The 18,076-nt window shown below is 42.8% G+C and carries 17 protein-coding genes; 2 read left to right on the top strand and 15 right to left on the bottom strand.

Annotated elements, in window-relative coordinates:
* Positions 1 to 111: 111 nt before the first annotated feature.
* Positions 112 to 603 (top strand): DUF2798 domain-containing protein, encoded by a 492-nt coding sequence (locus V9W66_RS16035; RefSeq protein ID WP_144093252.1) that lies wholly within the window; start codon positions 112 to 114, stop codon positions 601 to 603.
* A 145-nt stretch (positions 604 to 748) separates the two neighbouring features.
* Here the strand turns inward: V9W66_RS16035 and V9W66_RS16030 are convergent, their stop codons facing one another.
* The 15 genes from V9W66_RS16030 to V9W66_RS15960 all read right to left on the bottom strand — a co-directional run bounded on the left by V9W66_RS16030 (position 749) and on the right by V9W66_RS15960 (position 17,126).
* Positions 749 to 2,080, bottom strand: a complete 1,332-nt coding sequence (locus V9W66_RS16030; RefSeq protein ID WP_144093253.1) for an MATE family efflux transporter — start codon at positions 2,078 to 2,080, stop codon at positions 749 to 751.
* A gap of 11 nt (positions 2,081 to 2,091) precedes the next feature.
* Positions 2,092 to 3,081, bottom strand: coding sequence for a guanosine polyphosphate pyrophosphohydrolase (locus tag V9W66_RS16025; protein ID WP_144093254.1), 990 nt, complete (start codon positions 3,079 to 3,081; stop codon positions 2,092 to 2,094).
* A gap of 83 nt (positions 3,082 to 3,164) precedes the next feature.
* A complete protein-coding gene (locus tag V9W66_RS16020; protein ID WP_144093255.1) occupies positions 3,165 to 4,025 on the bottom strand; it encodes an alpha/beta hydrolase in 861 nt (286 codons plus the stop codon).
* A 151-nt stretch (positions 4,026 to 4,176) separates the two neighbouring features.
* Entirely contained in the window at positions 4,177 to 4,539 is a 363-nt protein-coding gene (locus V9W66_RS16015; RefSeq protein ID WP_439362788.1) for a YitT family protein, read from the bottom strand.
* A complete protein-coding gene (locus tag V9W66_RS16010) occupies positions 4,526 to 4,777 on the bottom strand; it encodes a YitT family protein (protein WP_243121613.1) in 252 nt (83 codons plus the stop codon). Before V9W66_RS16010 ends, V9W66_RS16015 begins: the two co-directional genes overlap by 14 nt.
* A 193-nt stretch (positions 4,778 to 4,970) precedes the next feature.
* A complete protein-coding gene (gene gnpA / locus V9W66_RS16005) occupies positions 4,971 to 7,133 on the bottom strand; it encodes a 1,3-beta-galactosyl-N-acetylhexosamine phosphorylase (RefSeq protein WP_144093257.1) in 2,163 nt (720 codons plus the stop codon).
* Positions 7,134 to 7,166: 33 nt separating this feature from the next.
* On the bottom strand, positions 7,167 to 8,282 hold the full coding sequence (locus tag V9W66_RS16000) for a phosphotransferase enzyme family protein (RefSeq protein WP_144093259.1): 1,116 nt from the start codon (positions 8,280 to 8,282) through the stop codon (positions 7,167 to 7,169).
* Positions 8,283 to 8,371: 89 nt separating this feature from the next.
* Positions 8,372 to 10,396 carry a beta-galactosidase gene (locus tag V9W66_RS15995; protein ID WP_144100545.1) on the bottom strand — a complete coding sequence of 675 codons (2,025 nt, stop codon included), beginning with the start codon at positions 10,394 to 10,396 and terminating at the stop codon, positions 8,372 to 8,374.
* Positions 10,397 to 10,568: 172 nt separating this feature from the next.
* On the bottom strand, positions 10,569 to 11,399 hold the full coding sequence (locus V9W66_RS15990; RefSeq protein WP_173723223.1) for a carbohydrate ABC transporter permease: 831 nt from the start codon (positions 11,397 to 11,399) through the stop codon (positions 10,569 to 10,571).
* Positions 11,392 to 12,291, bottom strand: coding sequence for a carbohydrate ABC transporter permease (locus V9W66_RS15985; protein WP_022426329.1), 900 nt, complete (start codon positions 12,289 to 12,291; stop codon positions 11,392 to 11,394). Before V9W66_RS15985 ends, V9W66_RS15990 begins: the two co-directional genes overlap by 8 nt.
* A 90-nt stretch (positions 12,292 to 12,381) precedes the next feature.
* On the bottom strand, positions 12,382 to 13,671 hold the full coding sequence (locus tag V9W66_RS15980) for an ABC transporter substrate-binding protein (protein ID WP_144095893.1): 1,290 nt from the start codon (positions 13,669 to 13,671) through the stop codon (positions 12,382 to 12,384).
* Positions 13,672 to 13,990: 319 nt separating this feature from the next.
* Complete coding sequence (locus V9W66_RS15975) at positions 13,991 to 14,503, bottom strand: hypothetical protein (RefSeq protein WP_144095891.1); 513 nt, start codon at positions 14,501 to 14,503, stop codon at positions 13,991 to 13,993.
* An 87-nt stretch (positions 14,504 to 14,590) separates the two neighbouring features.
* The gene (locus V9W66_RS15970) at positions 14,591 to 15,526 is read right to left on the bottom strand and encodes a helix-turn-helix domain-containing protein (RefSeq protein ID WP_243121835.1); all 936 of its coding nucleotides are present in this window, start codon (positions 15,524 to 15,526) and stop codon (positions 14,591 to 14,593) included.
* A gap of 157 nt (positions 15,527 to 15,683) precedes the next feature.
* Positions 15,684 to 16,784: a glycerol dehydrogenase gene (locus V9W66_RS15965; protein WP_144095888.1), complete on the bottom strand. Its 1,101-nt coding sequence runs from the start codon at positions 16,782 to 16,784 to the stop codon at positions 15,684 to 15,686.
* 114 nt (positions 16,785 to 16,898) lie between these two features.
* Positions 16,899 to 17,126, bottom strand: coding sequence for a uracil-DNA glycosylase family protein (locus V9W66_RS15960; protein ID WP_144095886.1), 228 nt, complete (start codon positions 17,124 to 17,126; stop codon positions 16,899 to 16,901).
* Positions 17,127 to 17,549: 423 nt separating this feature from the next.
* On the opposite strand from V9W66_RS15960, the gene V9W66_RS15955 reads away from it, so the two are divergent.
* Complete coding sequence (locus V9W66_RS15955; protein WP_242828381.1) at positions 17,550 to 18,071, top strand: hypothetical protein; 522 nt, start codon at positions 17,550 to 17,552, stop codon at positions 18,069 to 18,071.
* Positions 18,072 to 18,076: the final 5 nt, after the last annotated feature.

Below are 18,076 nucleotides of genomic sequence, written 5' to 3'. Positions count from 1 at the left end.
ATCCTGTCATATATTGGAAACGCACATTCTCCTGAATGATTAACGAACAACACATGCTCTAAAGTTTTACATTATCACTTATCACTTGATCATTTTAAAGGAGGATTTTTTATGCCAAAAAACAAATTTCAGGAAGTTATCTTTACCATTATCATGGTATTTTTCATGGTTTACGCCATGATCTGCTACAACATTTCCCTGAACACAGGGAGTATGACAAACCGCGTGTTCCTTGACGCTTTTCATGAGCTGGTGATCATGGGACCGATCGCATTTATCCTTGACTTCTTCCTTGTATCCAAGCTTGCCTTTGGTTGTGCAATGCGCATGGTAGATTTCAAAAACTGCCATCCGTTCAGCAGGATCCTTGCGATCTCCGTTCCTTCCGTTGCTTTCATGTGCCCGTTAATGAGTCTTGCCGCAACCATTCTCTTTAAGGATGCCGGAAATCAGTTCGTAGCTGTATGGCTTCAGACAACCGCCTTTAATTTTCCTATGGCATTCTTCTGGCAGCTGATCTATGCAGGTCCGATCGTACGTTTTATTTTCAGACATATCTTTCCTGAAAAAGAAAACGCAAAGGGAACTGCAGCAACTATGTAAAATAAAGAAAGCACATTGTTATGGTTGAATCATCCCAAAAGTCATACTTTCCGAGGATGTCTCATTCCATACAATGTGCTTTTTTATACTATACTTTTATATACTATATTTTTCGCAGATCTTTCTCATCTGATCCTTGGATCTCTCAGACTGTTCTCTTTAATTCCGGCATCTTAAGGATCTTCACGATCAGCGGGATCACCATAATGATCCAGACTATCGGTTCTGCTACGATCACCCCGGTATATCCGAGAAGCGGCACCAGAGTCACTGCGATCACTACTTTTCCAATCATCTCCAGTGCACTGGAAGCCAGCGGGATCACCGTTTCTCCAAGGCCCTGCATAGCATTTCTGAGGACACTGATCACAGCCGTTACGAAATAAAAGATCGTATCAAATTTAAGATAATTGGCGGCATTGCGGATCACCGTTTCATTATGGCTTCCTGTGACCAGATAGATCAGCTGTTTTCCAATGGTAAAACTGAAGATCACAGTCATCACGGACCAGATACAGGTATACAGAACTGCAAGACCGATTCCATGGCGTACCCGGTCCATCCTCCCTGCGCCTGCGTTCTGCCCACAGAAGATCGCCATGGTCTGGCCGAACACGCCAAACATGATCATAAACATCTCTGTGATCTTACGGGCTGCTGTATGTGCCACAATGATATCTCTTCCAAGCCGGTTGATGGATGTCTGAAGTGCCAGTGTACCAAGATTTACAAGAGAGCTTACAAGTCCCATGGAAAGTCCGGCACTCAGCATATTTTTCATCATATTTCTTTCAAGACCGAAAAAATCCTCTTTTTTCAGCCGCAGGATCTCATACCTGCGGATCATGTAAAACCAGCATACAAGAAATGCCAGCGTCTGTGAAAGTACCGTGGCAACAGCCGCTCCCTGAACTCCTGCTTTTACTACCAGAATAAAAAACAGATCTCCTGCGATATTTAAAGTTACAGACACTGCCAGGATCACAAGAGGCGTCACCGTATCCCCAAGTGCGCGCAGAGATGCCGCGCAGGTATCATAAAGAAACGTTGCCAGCATACCTGCGATAATAATAAAGATATACTGCCTGGCGGTTTCCGTCAAATGATCCGGAACATTCAGAAATCCCAGGATCGGATGCAGAAGCAAAAGTCCCAGAACAGTCAGTGCCAGCGAGATCACGCTGCCCATTACAAGAGACAGCGCAAAGGATTTTCGTACTTCTTCCCGGTTTCCGGCACCGAATTTCTGTGCGGTGACAATGGCAAAGCCATTTGCAAGGCCCATCAGAAAACCGATGATCAGCCCGCTTAAAGGACTGGTGGCCCCTACTGCAGCCAGCGCATCTTCTTTAAGAAAGCTTCCCACGATCCGGGTATCTGCCAGGCTGTACGTCAGCTGCAGGAGATTTCCCAGAAATACAGGAAGCGCAAAGGACAGGATCAATGTGGAAGGCTTCCCTTTTGTCAAGTCTTTCATGTCATCCTCCCTCAGTCAACGATATCATTCTGAAAACGGGAAAGATGCTCATAAGGAAGGATCATCCTTCCGCGGAACAGTCCGCAGCCATCATTGATCAGGCTGTTGTTTACCGCACCAAACATATTAACGTCCAGCGCAGCAAGATCCAGTCCAAGAAGTCGCATACCCCGCTCATAAGCCTCATCAAAATAGATACATTCCCCATGGGGAATCGCGTCCCTTCTCCTGCGTTCACTTTCCTGTTTTTTCTCATAGCTTAAATGGTTGGCGGAACCAATCTCCGCAACATCATCCATGTCTTTGGTCCGCAGCTGTACTTCCATATAGCTTCGGGAACTGTTATCATAAAACGTGATATGCAGGGACTGATAATCATCCTCACTGTTGTTACAGATGTAATCTCGGTAATACGGTCTGGCTTCCTCGCTGAGCAACGGAGAAGTGCTTTCCTGTACTCCTCTGGCCGGCTCTGCGGTAAATCCTCTTTCTTCCAGAAATCCCGGAAGTACATTGGCGATCTCATAAAGATAACGAAGCTCTTCTTCTCTGACATTCTCACCATTTTTCAGATGACATCTGGGCATGGCGATAACGATCCTGTAGGCAATAAAATCGCGGAAACAGCTTAACCGTTCCTTGATCTGGGATACGGAAGGATATTCCCCATATTCTTTATAGTAGTCATAAATAAATTCTACTACATATCCGTTAAATTTTTCCTCCGCACGGATCAGGGATTTGATTCTTCCCTTGAAGGTAAACGCCAGAAACGGATATTCCCCTGCCATATATTTATAAAATTCCCGGATCTTCTGAGACTGGGCAGTGAGGAAATCATTATGCTCCAGAAGCTCCTGGATCTGGATCAAAAAATTACAGTGTACCAGATCGATCTCATTGTGTTTTTCCCTCGCCTCTGTCCTAAGATCCCGAATGTATTTCTTCAGTATCCGGAGAAGAGTATCTCCGGAATACAGATAATCGTTTAATGTTATCATTTGTGTTTCTCTTTTCTATTTTAGTCTTTTCAGGATCACATATTTACAACAACTGCTGGACGATCTGTGCTCCTGTCTTTTATTTATTTCAGTTTTTCATGGAAAAACTCTGCGATCCGGTTCCACACCTCATCCTGGAAAAACTGGATATCTGCATGGTCTGCACCATCCAGTGTCAGCAAAGTGACATCACAGTCTTTTTTCTCCAGAAGTCCGTATAAAGTTTCCGACTGAACATAAGGAACGACCTGATCGCAGTTGCCATGGATGATCAGAAATGGCGGTGCATCCTTCGTAACCTTGGAAACCGGACTGCTCTGGTATGCCTTTTCTTTATTTAACATGGAATTAAATCCAAGCAGAAGGGATTCTGCGGAAGAAGCACATTTTTCTGCAGATTCACACGGAAATGCGGAAAGATCCGTAGGCGGATACCATGGGCAGGCAGCCTGTACCTTACTGGATTCTTCCAGATACTCTCCCACATCCAGAGCCGGATCATTGTCCAGCGCTGCCATACAGGTAAGATATCCTCCGGCAGACTCTCCCATAACTCCTATCTGCTCTTTGTTGATGCGGAACCGGTCTGCATGGGCTTTCAGATAACGGATAGCTGCCTTTACATCCTGCAGCGGCATGGGATACGGGCCCTGATTGGAAGTACGATACTCCACACTTGCCACTACAAAGCCACTGGATGCCAGTCTGCTCAGATAAAGATTATGTGCGGATTTATCCATCATCAGCCATGCGCCTCCACAGATCCAGAGGATGCAGGGATAGATTTTTCCATCTTTTGTTTCCGGGTAGATTATATCCAGTTTCAGATCCCGCCTGCAATGTCCGAACCAGGAATCCACCTGTGCGTAAGTAATATCATTTACTGTAATATACTGGGGCTTCTCTGCAGAAAGCTTCAGTGTCTTTTTTTCTGCTTTTATCATAATTTATCTGCCTCTTTTCTTCTGATCATTTTATCTTTGAAATATTTTTCTTTTATTTTATCACAATACTGCTTTTTCTGCTTTTATTTTTCGGAGAAAACATCTCTTTTTCTGCAAAAGATATATTTGCATTCTTATTTACAGACATACCTTACCGCAGGATCTCGTCAATGGTAGATACAGTACTGAATGAACCCTTATTCCTTGAAATGATCTCTTTTACTTTCTGCAGTTCAAAATAATTCACATAGCAGATCAGAGTCATGTTCTCTCCTGCGATCACGCCGGAAGAGTTGATGATGGTACAGGTTTTATTCAGTTCCTCCTTAATATCACAGATGATCGCATCCGGATCTTTTGTGATGATGGTCACCTGTTTCAGCGCCTCAAAATGATCTGTAAAATGATCGATAATGGAAGTTGCCACGATGTACACCAGAAGACTTAAAAGTGCGGAATCTCTGTCAAGAAGTACAAACACAGCTCCATATACACACGCATTAAATGCAATCAATATGTAGGAAATACTTACCGATAAGAATGACCCCAGCTATGAGAAACGGCAGAAACACAAGCAGCACACATAACGGCAGATTATACCCTGTCAGCTTGCTTATGATAATGGCGATTCCGGCAGTTCCGTAATCGATGGCATCATTGGGAAGCAAAATACAGGCAACAGAAAAACTGGCCAGGATCGCTCCCACAATGATCATCAGATACGAAAACAGGGTTTTGATCTTTTTGTTCATAAAGTCCTCCTCTTTGTAAGTAAAATTGTTTGTCAACAATAACAAAAAGCTGTTATAATAGATTTTCTCTATTGCAACAGCTTTGTTTTCCTACTTTTAGAATGGATTTATTATATTATAAGTTTTTTTCTCTGTCAACGCCCTCAGACAATTTCACAGCTTTTCTTTATCAGTAAACCTGTATCCTGCTTTCTCAGATCTGATACCAGCGGATCTCATTAGCTTCCAGATGAAGGTCAAAGCTCTTTCCATCTCCTGTGTAAACCGTAGTGTCCTGTGGCTCATAGGTGTTGTTTACCACACAATACTTTTTATTTTTCACATAAGCATGGACTTCCACATTATAATTGGAAGAAAACCAGCAGTAAAGCTCATCTTCTGACGCCGCTGACCAAAGTACAGCACGATAAAGGATACGGCTGTTGCAGAAGCTGTACGGAAGTCCGCTGATGTAAACACCTCTGCCTTTTCCGAAGGTTTTTACTGCCATCTGGACTTCCTGATCCTTCTGGATAAGGATCTTCGTATCCGGAAGTGCGAAGATATTCTTTTTCCCCTCACCGAAATCTACGGTTCCGTCTGTATCCTTCAGGATAAAATGCTCTTTATGCTCTTCCCAGTTGTATTTATCGGTATTAAGATTAAATCCTCTTTCTTCCTCTACACCAAGGATGTCATCCAGCTGGAAGAATTTCCCCTGCCACTGATGAGCTGCCGGCTCGCCCACTCCAATGAATCCGCCGCCATTATAGACAAATTTCCGCACAGCTGTAAGAATCTTCGGATCTGCCCAGTTCTCACCACCGGACTGTGCAGTGTCCGCATCACCTACATTGATGATCACATCAAAATCATTCAGCAGATCTTTATCCTGACGGATATCATCAAAGCTGATAAAGGACACATCAAAAGGCGCACCGCTTAATGCCTCGATAATTCCGAAATAGGAATAATTCTGCTTGTAATAGATGGCATGATGTACCATATGGTTGCCCCAGGAGCGCATTTTTCCCCAGCAATTTAAAACAGCCACACGTTTTACGCAGTACGGTGTAGTTCCCCGGATGTTGTCGTAGAGCACACGGAATTCCTGGCAGACTTCCTTGATATACCGTACAAAATCCGGAAATTTCAGAGCCAGCTTCAAATAACCGCCGTATCCAATTCTCTGGATCGGACTTCGAAGGATAGCTCTTCTTGCAGTCACCCAGTTTACTTTTGCCTCTTTTACAGGATCTCCGCCCTCATGGAAGGTGTCCGGGAAAAAGTACGGCAGAAATCTTCCCTCTGTATATTTTACATGTTTAATATCACTGAACAAACGTAGGGTCGCTCCGTTTCCGACGCTTCCCACTACCGCATCCAGCCCGATGGAAGCAAACTCATCCATAAAGGGCTCCATACCGATCCAGTGATCGCCCATGAACATCATGGCCTCTTTTCCGTATTCATGGACAATGTCTACCATTTCCTTTGCAAGCTTCGCCACTTCCCGTCTCTGGAAAGCCTGGAAATCTTTAAATTCTTTTGACGGGATACGGTAGGTGTTGTTCATATATCCCTGATCAATGATAAACTCCGGACGGAACTTATATCCCACTTCCTGCTCAAACTGTTTCAGGATATAGGGGCTCACCGAAGCGGAATATCCAAACCAGTCTACATATTTTTCCCGTGCCATCTCATCAAAGATCAGTGTGAACTGGTGAAAAAAGGTAGTAAATCGTACTACATTCACATAATCATGGGAATCCAGAAATCTGCGGAGGCGATCCATGGAATGTGCACGTGTTGCGGGCTGACGCACATCAAAAGTGATCTGAGGCTCTACATCCTTCCAGTCATTGACAACTGCATTGTACATATGTACCGGATCCCACATGATATATGCAAGAAAACTTACCGTATACTCATGAAACTCTTTCGCCGGCCTGATCACAACATTTCCGTTTTTTTCATCGTATGACCATTCCTCTGTACTGACAGCTTCCCCTGTAGTCCGGTCAATGACTTCCCACCATCTTCTGATATCATCTCTTGTATTCACCGCCAGCATATCCGGATACAGATGATCCATCAGATGGATCTCCAGAGTATCCGACACTGCCGTGTGAAAGGATGTCATGATATACATCTGCTGGATTTCTTCCGGATGGGCCTTTGCCCAGGCATTGTCCTTTCTGGTGGTATAATAAGTTGCATAAATCTTTGCGCCGGTTTTCTTCAGCTCTGCCGGAAATTCCGTTCCGTCACAGTCACGGATGGCATCTGCACCCCACTCATCCAGCATTTTCAGTGTCTCCGGGATCACATCCAGATCTGTCGGAATGGTCACTCTTCCTTTTGTTTCACTCATCACTTTACCTCCATCGTAAAAACCCCTGTTTTTTTATTTCTGATATTTTTTCACGATCGTCTGCATAGTATCCCATTTCTGTTCTATATCAGCCACCAGCTTAAACTGTGTGCGGCAGCGGTCCAGATTATGTTCTTCCCGGTCGATCTTAAAATAATGATCTCCTTCCAGATAATCGGTAAGAAAGCGAATGCCGCATTCATAAGTCATCACCTTAGCTCCCATGGGAAGCATCTCGATCTCTTTTGCACTGAGCTTATCTCCACAGCTTTCCAGAAAGCCTTTTACATAGATTTCATAGAGTTCCATATCACAGGAAACTTTGCTTAAGTCTTTCTCATCCTCCAATGCAGTGCTGGCCCCGAAACGAATGGAATCCCCAAAATCATTCATGGCAAGTCCCGGCATAACCGTATCCAGATCCACTACGCAGATTCCCTTTCCTGTTTCCAGGTCGATCATAACGTTATTCAGCTTCGTATCGTTGTGCGTTACCCGAAGGGGCACCTCACCTTTTGCCAGAAGCTCACCGAATACATTTGCCAGGTACTCATGCTGAAGCGCAAATGCGATCTCTTCTTTTACGGATGCGGCACGATGGCAGCTGTCCTTCTCTATGGCATTTTTCAAAGTCTGAAAACGTTTCTTTGTATCATGGAAATCCTTTATCGTTTCATGCAGAGTCTCTGCCGGGTAATCTGCCAGCATTTCCTGGAATTTTCCAAATGCAACTGCACTTTCATAAAAATCCTCCGGTTTTTCCGCCAGATCATAGCTTACTGCATCGGTAATAAAAATATAAGCTCTCCAGCATTCTCCGTTTTCATCTGTCAGGAATGCCTTCCCCTCTTTCGTCGGAATCAGGTTCAGAACCTCCCGTTCCGGATCTCCGCTCTTCTGAAGAACTTTCTTTTTCAGATGCCCGGTGACTCCGGCAATGTTCTCCATCAGTTCTTCCGGTTTCTGAAAGATCTCCCGATTGATCTTCTGGAGGATCACCTTAATGGACCCCATCTCTCCGATCCGATATCTCAGCATATAGGTTTCGTTGATATGCCCGCTTCCGCAGGGGCCGCAGGAAACCAGTTCTCCGGTAAATGCAAACTGATCCGCTATTCTTTTTATCTCTTCTTTTGGTGTACCTGTCATTTTACCTTCTCTTTCCCAGACAGCAGTAAAAAGCATACCGTCCGAAAACAAATATGCTTTATACTTTTTGCTGCGTTTTTTTACTGTGATTATTTTTTCCGCTTTAAGATCCTGGTGGCAAGCGGAGCCATATTTTCATCTGTTGATCCGTAGAGAACTTCGTAATCCCCCGGGACAGAAACTGTTTCTGTCTTTTCTCCAAAATTCTGGATAAACAGATATTCCGTATCCTCATTTTCTCTGGTTGTCACAGAAATACCTTCCGGTATAAATGTAAGCGGCATCTTCACGCCTGCTTCCTCTGCTGCCCTTCCCAGAAAGTCCTCATAAAAGGCTGCTTCCATATCTGCCGCTACATAGTAAACATGGCCCTTTCCGTATTTCTTGTGAGTCAGCACCGGATACCCCTGATAGAAATCTTTTCCATAACGCAGCAGCACTTCCGCATCGGAAACCTTTGCAAGCTCACAGAGATTTTTGCAGGTATAGCTTTCTGTAATCCTGAGATGATTTCCTGTTTCCGGGATACCTGCGTTTTCTTCCCAGTCATAAAGTGCATCGATCTCTTCCGCACGGATACCGGCTGCTTCCATCAGTCCGTGAGGGGTTCCCTCCAGATAGCATTTATCTGTTTCATCTACAAGTCCGGACCAGTAGGAAATTACCAAAGTACCACCGTTTTTTGCAAAAGTGCGTAGCTTTTCGGCATATCCATGATAAAACATATAGGCCATCGGTGCCGTTACCAGACGGTACTGGGACAGATCATGTTCCATATTGATGATGTCTGTATTATAGCCTTTTCTTCGGAGGGCACGATATTGTTTCTGCACATTTTCCTGATAATGCATATCCTCGTTTCGAGGCCCCTGCGCATCCTTCAGCGCCCAGTCATTTTCCCGGTCATAGAGAACAGCCACCGGAGACTTCGTCACGCTTCCAGCAGTTTCCCGGATCTGCCCCAACGATTCTCCTACCTCTGTCACTTCGCGGAAAATACGGGTATCATCCCCACCGTAGTGATCGATCACCGCACCATGGAATTTCTCAGAGGCTCCCTGACTCTGACGAAGCTGGAAATACAGAACACTGTCTGAGCCATGGGCAACTGCCTGCAGAGAGGCAGCCAGATGTATTCCTGGTTTTTTCAGCTTGTTGATAGGCTTCCAGTTGGTCGCAGAGGGAGAGGATTCCATCAGAAGAAACGGTGCTTTCTTGATGCTTCGCATAAGATCATGCTGCATGGCTCCGTCCAACGCTGTGGTATAATTATCTTTTTTATGCCAGCTTGGATAATTATCCCAGGATGCAATATCCATAACATCCTTAAATTTTTTATAGTCCAGTCCGTTGTAGTCATACATCAGATTGGCGGTTGCCGGAAGCTCGGAACCACCTGCACGGATCGCAGAAATCTCATGCTTCATAAAATCCACAGTCCTGTCTGTAACAAAACGTTTCCAGTCCAAGGTAAGTGCATGAAGAGCATTTTCCCCCTTTGGCGAAGGACTTTCGATCTGATCAAAGCTGTTATAGGTATGGCTCCAGAACGTTGTGCACCAGCTGGAATTTAAATTTTCGATGGTTCCGTATTTTTCTTTCAGCCATTCCCGGAATTTTTCCCGGCACAGAGGACAGTGGCATTCTCCGCCATATTCATTGGAAATATGCCACAAAAGCACTGCGGGATGTTTTCCGAAACGTTCAGAAAGCTTCTTATTAATATTGTAGACTTTTTCCCTGTATACTGGAGAAGTATAACAGTGATTATGTCTTCCACCGAAAAATCTTCTTGTGCGATCCGGATCCATGCGAAGAACTTCTTCATATTTATCTGCCATCCATTTCGGTCTTGCTCCGGATGGTGTGGAAAGTATCGTATAAATTCCTTCTTTATACAGATTATCGATCACTTCTTCCAGCCAGTCAAAGTTATATCTTCCCTCTTCCGGCTCCAGCACTGCCCAGGAAAACATTCCCATGGAAACGGTATTGATATGAGCTTTTTTGAAATATTCGATATCTTTTTTCAGAATATCCGGTCTGTCCAGCCACTGCTCAGGGTTGTAATCGCCGCCGTGCAGATAATGGTCATATCTGATCTGCTCTGCCATTTTTTTATCTCCTTATGATTTGATTCGCATCAAGCGGATAAAAGCATCCGCTTCGCTACGAAGCTTTATACCAGACAACTGCTCTGGTTAAGAAAAGGATACTGCATAATTCAGTTAAAGCATATTATACAATATACCTAAAGATTTCAGCAGCATCCTTTTTGTTTTAAAATTATTTTACAGCTCCAGTAATACCCTCTGCGAACTGTTTCTGTAATACGAAGAATACGATCATGGTCGGAATGGAACAGAATAATACGCCGCACATCAGCATGCCGTAATCCGTTACATATCCTGTGATCAGATTGGCGATCAGCATCGGCATGGTCATCGCCTTATTATCTGTCATGATTACCTTCGGCCACAGATAGGAATTCCATGCATTCATAAATGTGATAACTGCTGCCGCCGCATAAGTAGATTTCATAGTCGGGATAAACATCTGGAAAAAGATCCTTACCTCGCTTAATCCGTCAATCCGTGCTGCCTCAATGATATCGATAGGAAATGCTCTGGCATTCTGACGGAACATCATGATCATAAATGGTGTGGAAATGATCGGGAGGATAAAGCCTACCGCTGTATTTAAGAGTCCGGCTTTTGAAAACATCTTAAATAAAGGAACCATCGTTGCAACCTGCGGAACCATCATGGCAAGAAGCAGGATGGAAAACAGTCTGTCTTTCCATCTGTCATGATATACCTCAAAGCCATAACCTGCGATAGAACAGATCAGAAGGCAGATCACTGTAGTAAGAACTGCATAAAACAGAGAGTTTCCAAGAGCTCTCCACAGCGGCTGCTGTGCAGTCAGGTTTTTAAAGTTCTGCATAAAATATGTACCCGGAAGGATACGGCCTCTGGATACATCTGTGGATGTATTGGTTGCCGCAGAGATCATCCAGTACAGTGGAAATACAGAGATAAATGATACGATGATCAGAAAAATATATGTAGGGATCAATCTTCTCTGAATTGCGGATTTATTCTTTTTCTCAGTCACGTGTATCACCTACTTTCAAATTGATAAAGGCCAAGATCGCTACCATGATAAATATGATAAATGACATTGCTGCCGCATATCCGAAGTTTGGCACGTTGATGAAGCATGTATTATAAACATAATGGGACATTGTGATGGTTGAGTTCGCCGGGCCACCTTTTGTCAGGTTGACAGACTCATCAAACAACTGCAGTGTACCATTGATCGACATAATAAATGTCATGATAATTGTTGGTTTCAGAAGTGGTACGGTAATTTTCCAGAAGGTCTTCCAGCCATTGGCACCATCGATCTTTGCTGCCTCGTATACAGAATATTCAATATTCTGAAGACCTGCCAGATAGAACACCATGTTATATCCTGTCCATCTCCAGATCAGTGCGATGATGATCACGATCTTTGCACTTGTGGAGTTACCCAGGAAATTATAGCCAGTTGTTAAAATTCCAAGTTTGATCAGGATGCTGTTGATCAGACCGTCTGTTGCAAACATAGAACGGAAGATCAGAGAATAAGATACAAGAGATGTTGCACATGGAAGAAATACACATGTACGGAAAAAGCCTTTAAATTTCAGATCCTTGTTATTCAGAAGCTGTGCAAGCAGGATCGCAAGGACCAGCATGATCGGTACCTGAATAATAAGATACAGGAAAGTATTGACGATGGACTGCTGGAATACCTTATCCATCATGATACGTTTATAGTTACTGAAGATCGGATCCGCAAACCTCATGTTTGCTCCGGCACCTGTCTGTAAAGAAATGATAAATGCACGGATCATCGGATAAAAACTCATGACAGCGATCATGATCGTTGCCGGTGCCAGAAAGATCCAGCCCGCCGCTCTCTGTTTCGCTACCAGAGACATGCCACTTTTTTTGGAATTCACAGGAACTCCTCCTTTCAAACATCTAAACCTTTACATAAGACAAGGGACTGCATGCAGTCCCCTGCTATGTATTTCTTTAATATTTCAGCTTTACTCTGTCATCTTGAATGCCAGTGTATCCTGTGCTTCCTGAAGTGCAGATTCTTTGTCTGTGCCATTTACGATATTGACAACAGCTGTGTTGATGCACTCTCTTGCCTCATAATGATACGGAGTTTTTGTAAATTCCGGAATGTGTGAAGAGTACTCTACAATTGTTGAAAAGATCGGCTGGTCATTAAAGAACTCACTTGGCTCATTGTAAACCTTAGACTCACCAGCAGGCAGGTAGCAGGAAATCGCACCCGTTTCCGGAAGGATCGTATCATAGAAGTCTGTGCTGGAACCAAATGTACTTGCAAGGAAGTCCTCAGCGAGCTCTACATTCTTGCAATTGGATGTAATGTACCAGGAAGATCCACCGTTGTTTGCATAGTTTGTAGCTGTATCAACGCCATCGACCTTCGGTATTGTTGTGATCTGCCACAGACCCTTCTGATCCTCAGTTCCCATCAGTGTAGCTGTGATCCAGTTACCGTTAACGATACCGGCAGCCTCTCCGCCTGTGATCGTAGAAATGTACTCATCCCAGTTATTTACTAATTTAACAACATTGTTCTTAACAAGATCCACATAAAGATCTACACATTTTTCTGCTACATCGTTGCCAACGATATAAGCCTCTCCGTCATCATTTACGAAGTTTGCTCCACAGGACTGGATCATCATCATCAGAGTATCGCCGCCTGTTGCTTCACTTGTAAGGAGATATTTACCTGTTTTTTCATGAATATCTTTACCGATCTCCATGAATTTACTCCATGTGATATCTGTAAGGTCATCAATGGTATATCCTGCTTCTTCCAGGATATCTGTACGATAGCAGGCAATTGCTGCACCGTTATCAAACGGAACTCCGTAATGTGTGTCATCAATCATGGAGTAGGACTGTTTCAGCTTTCCGAAATCATCCCAGTTGATATCCATATCTTTCAGATCTGTAAATGCGTCCGGATAGCTCTTCAGATATTTCTGATAGCTGTTATCCTGCATCAGGACGATATCCGGAAGTGTACTGTAATCTCCGGCGTTTGCAGCTGTTGTAAGTTTGGTCTGGCAGTCATCAGAAGATGTCTCGACAACATCCACCTTAAAACCCTCATGATCCTTTGCATACTGCTCACCAGCAATGTTCATGGATTTGATATTGAAATTCTGATCCCACGCCCATACGGTCAGTGTGTTATCATCATTACCTTTTGCATATACTGCTGTAGTTGTTGCAGCAAAAGACATTGCCATGATACCTGTCATTAACACTGCGAGTAATTTTTTCTTCATTTACTTTTCCTCCTTTATTAAACACTTCCCGTTTGCTTATGAGTGTATTATAGCACCCGCATTCCGGCCGTAGTTTGCAGAACCGTTCATATAATATGCATTTTCAACCATTTTATTAATTATACACTATTACTCCGCTATATTTCCATAAAAAATATGCATTTTGATGGTTTCCTTTTTTTATATTCGTCAGGATGCCAAAAAAAGCCTCCTTTTTCGTCATTATGCAAACATTTTTCGTCAAAAAAGAAGGTTTTTGTTTCTATTTCATAAAATTTCATATTGTTTTTCATACATATTTCACAAACATTTCTACATATTATGCAAAATAAACCCTTTCAGGGAACTGTGTTTTCATCGTATGCAGCATTTCCTCTGTCAGATCCAGAAGAAGTTTTATTTTACGTCCATCTTCCTGAATGATCATGGTATAGTAAGGCACATCATCTTCATAAGAGGTATAATCGTATTTTTTCAGTTTCTCCGTTCCGGTATTCTTTTTATATTTTGCCACTTTTTCATGATAGTGAGGTGCTGTCACTTCCATCTCCTCAAGATTCAGCACGTGAGCTGTTTTACGATATTTTTTTCCATAGATCACATCTATGGTCAGTTGTCCGTTTTCCATAGTATATTCATAGTCTCTCTGGCTGAATATGTCATAAGCAAAGTAAAGCAGCGCCAGAAGAAATCCCGGAAGCATAAATGCCTGAGAGATCGTGATACCCATCAGTACAAAAATTGCCGCAAAGATCACCATTACTTTTCTGAGAGCTCCTGACATATGTTTCTTTTTTCTGGAGACCTGCTCCACAATCCTGTAATCGTACATTTCTTACCTCTTTCTATCTGCCCGATCCGCATACAGTCTGATATTTCTATTCTGTCGTGACAGATCCACAGATCTGGCTTTGTTGTTTTACCAGCCTTCCTCTGAATGGATGTCAAACTTAAGAAGCTGCTGTTCATAGTTCTCCGGACGTTTTCTCCACTCCAGAGGTGTCATTCCCGTAACCTGACGAAAATTCCGGTTAAATGTGGAATTGGTGATAAAACCACACTTATGTGCTATATCTGCAATTGGCTGATCTGTTTTTTTCAGATAATCACAGGCCGCCTGGATACGGATCGTATTGATGTATTCCAGCGGACTCATCTTCATATAAGTCGTAAATATCCGGCGCAAATGAGTTTCACTGATATGACAGTATTCTGCCAGTTCGTCAATACGAAGATCCTCCATGTAATGATCAGAAATATAATCCTGAAACCTAGAGATCATATCCATGACTTTTCCTCTGCCTTCGCTGTAACGTTCTTCGCCTGAATCCCGGTTTATCCTTGCGATTTCCACAAGAAGCGATGCCAAAACTCCCTTAGCTTCTTCCAGATAAAATTCCTCTCCATCCCGCATGATATCCAGGATCTTAAGGATCTTACCTGCCATGGATCGGTTTTCTTTTTCATTCAGAAAAAGTGATCTGGAGTTGATCCGCTGAACGATTTTTTCTTTTTTTACCGAATTATTAATAAATTTATCCATGAATCCTTCTACATCAATATAAAGATACTCCCAGCGGCTGATAGTTCCGATATCACTGTTTGTGGTATGTGGATAATTGGATGGGATCACCGTAAATTCCCGGTCATGAAACTGTACCTTATCCTCTCCAAGTATCATAAATCCCTGTCCTTCATAGCAGAATCCGATTTCCAGATAATTATGAAAATGGAGATAATCGATATCGTTCCCATAATTCTGAACCCCCTTCTGTCCAAGCAATGCAAGGATGGGGCTCCCCTCCGGCATCTTATAATATCGAAGCTCCATTTTGGGTTTTCGTTTTTTTGCCACAAATATTCCTCCGTATATTTTCTGTTCCAATATTTACTGATCTTTCTGTTATATTACAGCCATACATAGAAAAAAGCAACCTGCAGGATAACAATACTTGATAACTCTTGTTTCTGCAGATTGCAATTTTTATATCAGCTATTTACTTTTTATCTGTTTATTCCTCATCCAGGTAATATCTTCCATATGCATCTGCCGCTTTGATTGCTGCAAATACAGTTTCCGGTGTAACTTCAAATGGCATGTTGTGAAGTGTATCATTCTCCGCACATGCAGTTGTGGCAACTTCCATAAGCTGCTCATCAGTTACCTTCCCAGCTCCAAGCTCTGCCAGAGTAACAGGAAGTCCTACTTCAATGCACCATAAGATGATCTCTTCCAGATCTTCCTGGGGAATATTCTCCAGTACCAGCTGTGTGATGGTTCCGAATGCAACTTTTTCTCCATGATACATATGATGGCATTCTTCCAGTACAGTAAATCCGTTATGGATCGCATGTGCACCTGCAAGTCCTGCACTTTCAAAACCAATTCCAGAAAGAAGTGTATTAGCCTCAATCACTTTCTCAACTGCCGGTGTGCATACGCCTGCTTCCAGAGCTATCTTAGCTTTTACGCCCTCATCCATCAAGGTATTAAAGCAAAGTTCAGCCAGTGCCATGGCAGCCTCTGTTGTCTTACCTCCTGCACAGGAAGTTGCTCCGCTTCTCTTGCATGCCCTTGCCTCAAAATATGTTGCCAGTGCATCTCCCATACCAGCCACAGTAAGACGAACCGGCGATTTGGTGATGATATCTGTATCCATCAGAACAAGATTCGGATTCGCCGGAAGAAACAGATATTTTTCAAAAACTCCTTCTTCTGTATAAATAACAGACAAAGCACTGCAAGGGGCATCTGTAGATGCGATCGTCGGACAGATAAATACCGGTGTTCCCGCATAGTATGCAACTGCCTTCGCTGTATCAAAGATCTTTCCTCCACCAATACCAATAGTAAGATCACACTGCTCATCTTTTACGATCTTTACCAGACGATCAATCTCACTGTTACAGCATTCTCCGTTAAAATAATCAAAAATCACCTCACAGGTACTCTCAGCAAAACTCTCTTCGATCGTTTTACCGATTCTTTTATATCCGCCTTTACTGATCAGAACCAACGCTTTTTTTCCGCTCTTTGCAGCATAAGTTCCAAGATTCTTCATTTCTCCCGCACCCTGTAAATATTTGGACGGACTGATTAAAATTTTCGCCATTTTTATACTTCCTTTCTTTGTTTTCAGAAGTCAGCCTCCACATCCGGCTTTTGTATTTATATTATAATTGCTGTACTTTTTTATTGCAAGGATTATTTGAGGATTTATGCAGCATCACCTGATCTGAAAAGCTGTTAAGCAATTTTCTTTTTCTCCCAACAAAAAAACTATTTTCGGAGACATTGCCTGAATTTCACCAACCAAATGTTCAAAACAACTATCGATTTCTTTTCTATTAGGATAACGCAATTTTTGTTCCTCTGTTAAAGGAAGGCATTTTACTAAATTTGTTTTATATGTGATTACCTCTCCACACAATTCCTCTATCTTTTGAATCAACATTGCAAATTAAGATATTTTGCAACTCCGCCAAGCCCTATGTCTGAATTGGCAAACTTATCAAATATAATTCGGATTGCTTCAGCTTCGGTTTCTTCTATTGTCTTCTCCGAACACTGCATTGTGCAGGTCGGATATTTGAGCTATCCGAAAACCATTAAATGCGGCAGGGATACGATTGCTTGAAACAGTCACCGTATATTATCAGCTACACTATAACAAACCGATTTTTTACTTTTCATGCAAAATAAAAGAGATCCTGGCATAAAGGAATCTGACGTATTTTCCATCAGATTATTTTATCCTGAGACCTCTTGTGTTATCATATGGTTTTGTAACCACGAAATAAAAAGCAGAAACCTCCCCGACCAAAGTTCGATTTCTGCTTTCACCCAAACATAGCTTACGCTACATTCATGCATACCTATGATAACAGTTAATACAGAAAACTACAACCTTATTTCTCAGGATTTTTACAATAAAACAATGGATTCTCTCGATCTGAACCTTATTTCATGTACCTGCGGTCACTCCGGCTGTCTCATCCGCCATGGCTCTTATAAACGCAGTGTCCAGCTTGCTGACAGAATCATCTCCCTTTCTGTTGTTCGTGTGTACTGCAAAGCATGTGGGCATACCCATGCGCTGTTACTTTCATCCATGATCCCGTATTCCCAGATCCCTCTGGTTCTGCACGTCCGTCTGATCCATGCTTATGAGCATGAGACCGGATTCCAAAACATACTGGCAGAACAGTACCTCGTGGATGAAAACAACCTGAAATCCATCATCCGGAACTACCGTTTACATTGGAAGCAACGGTTGCTCTCCATGAGGCTTCACCTCCCCGATATCCCCAGCCTGATTTCAGGATGTTTTTCCCTCTTTTCCAGACAGTTCATGCAGATTAAATCAACCTCCAATAAACTTTTTATCCTGCCAACATAACCTTA

The sequence above is a fragment of the Blautia massiliensis (ex Durand et al. 2017) genome (assembly GCF_051861785.1).
Classification (GTDB): domain Bacteria; phylum Bacillota; class Clostridia; order Lachnospirales; family Lachnospiraceae; genus Blautia_A; species Blautia_A luti_A.
The sequence above is the reverse complement of the archived record's forward strand: the minus strand, read 5'-3'. Positions and strand labels throughout refer to the sequence as shown.

What these genes read in the sequence shown, in the direction of transcription:
- V9W66_RS15965 (WP_144095888.1), bottom strand. Translation starts at nt 16,784, where the DNA reads ATGGCGAAAATTTTAATCAGTCCGTCCAAATATTTACAGGGTGCGGGA.
- V9W66_RS16020 (WP_144093255.1), bottom strand. Translation starts at nt 4,025, where the DNA reads ATGATAAAAGCAGAAAAAAAGACACTGAAGCTTTCTGCAGAGAAGCCC.
- gnpA (WP_144093257.1), bottom strand. Translation starts at nt 7,133, where the DNA reads ATGAGTGAAACAAAAGGAAGAGTGACCATTCCGACAGATCTGGATGTG.
- V9W66_RS15975 (WP_144095891.1), bottom strand. Translation starts at nt 14,503, where the DNA reads ATGTACGATTACAGGATTGTGGAGCAGGTCTCCAGAAAAAAGAAACAT.
- V9W66_RS15960 (WP_144095886.1), bottom strand. Translation starts at nt 17,126, where the DNA reads ATGTTGATTCAAAAGATAGAGGAATTGTGTGGAGAGGTAATCACATAT.
- V9W66_RS16010 (WP_243121613.1), bottom strand. Translation starts at nt 4,777, where the DNA reads ATGAACAAAAAGATCAAAACCCTGTTTTCGTATCTGATGATCATTGTG.
- V9W66_RS16000 (WP_144093259.1), bottom strand. Translation starts at nt 8,282, where the DNA reads ATGACAGGTACACCAAAAGAAGAGATAAAAAGAATAGCGGATCAGTTT.
- V9W66_RS16025 (WP_144093254.1), bottom strand. Translation starts at nt 3,081, where the DNA reads ATGATAACATTAAACGATTATCTGTATTCCGGAGATACTCTTCTCCGG.
- V9W66_RS15980 (WP_144095893.1), bottom strand. Translation starts at nt 13,671, where the DNA reads ATGAAGAAAAAATTACTCGCAGTGTTAATGACAGGTATCATGGCAATG.
- V9W66_RS15955 (WP_242828381.1), top strand. Translation starts at nt 17,550, where the DNA reads ATGATAACAGTTAATACAGAAAACTACAACCTTATTTCTCAGGATTTT.
- V9W66_RS16030 (WP_144093253.1), bottom strand. Translation starts at nt 2,080, where the DNA reads ATGAAAGACTTGACAAAAGGGAAGCCTTCCACATTGATCCTGTCCTTT.
- V9W66_RS16035 (WP_144093252.1), top strand. Translation starts at nt 112, where the DNA reads ATGCCAAAAAACAAATTTCAGGAAGTTATCTTTACCATTATCATGGTA.
- V9W66_RS15995 (WP_144100545.1), bottom strand. Translation starts at nt 10,396, where the DNA reads ATGGCAGAGCAGATCAGATATGACCATTATCTGCACGGCGGCGATTAC.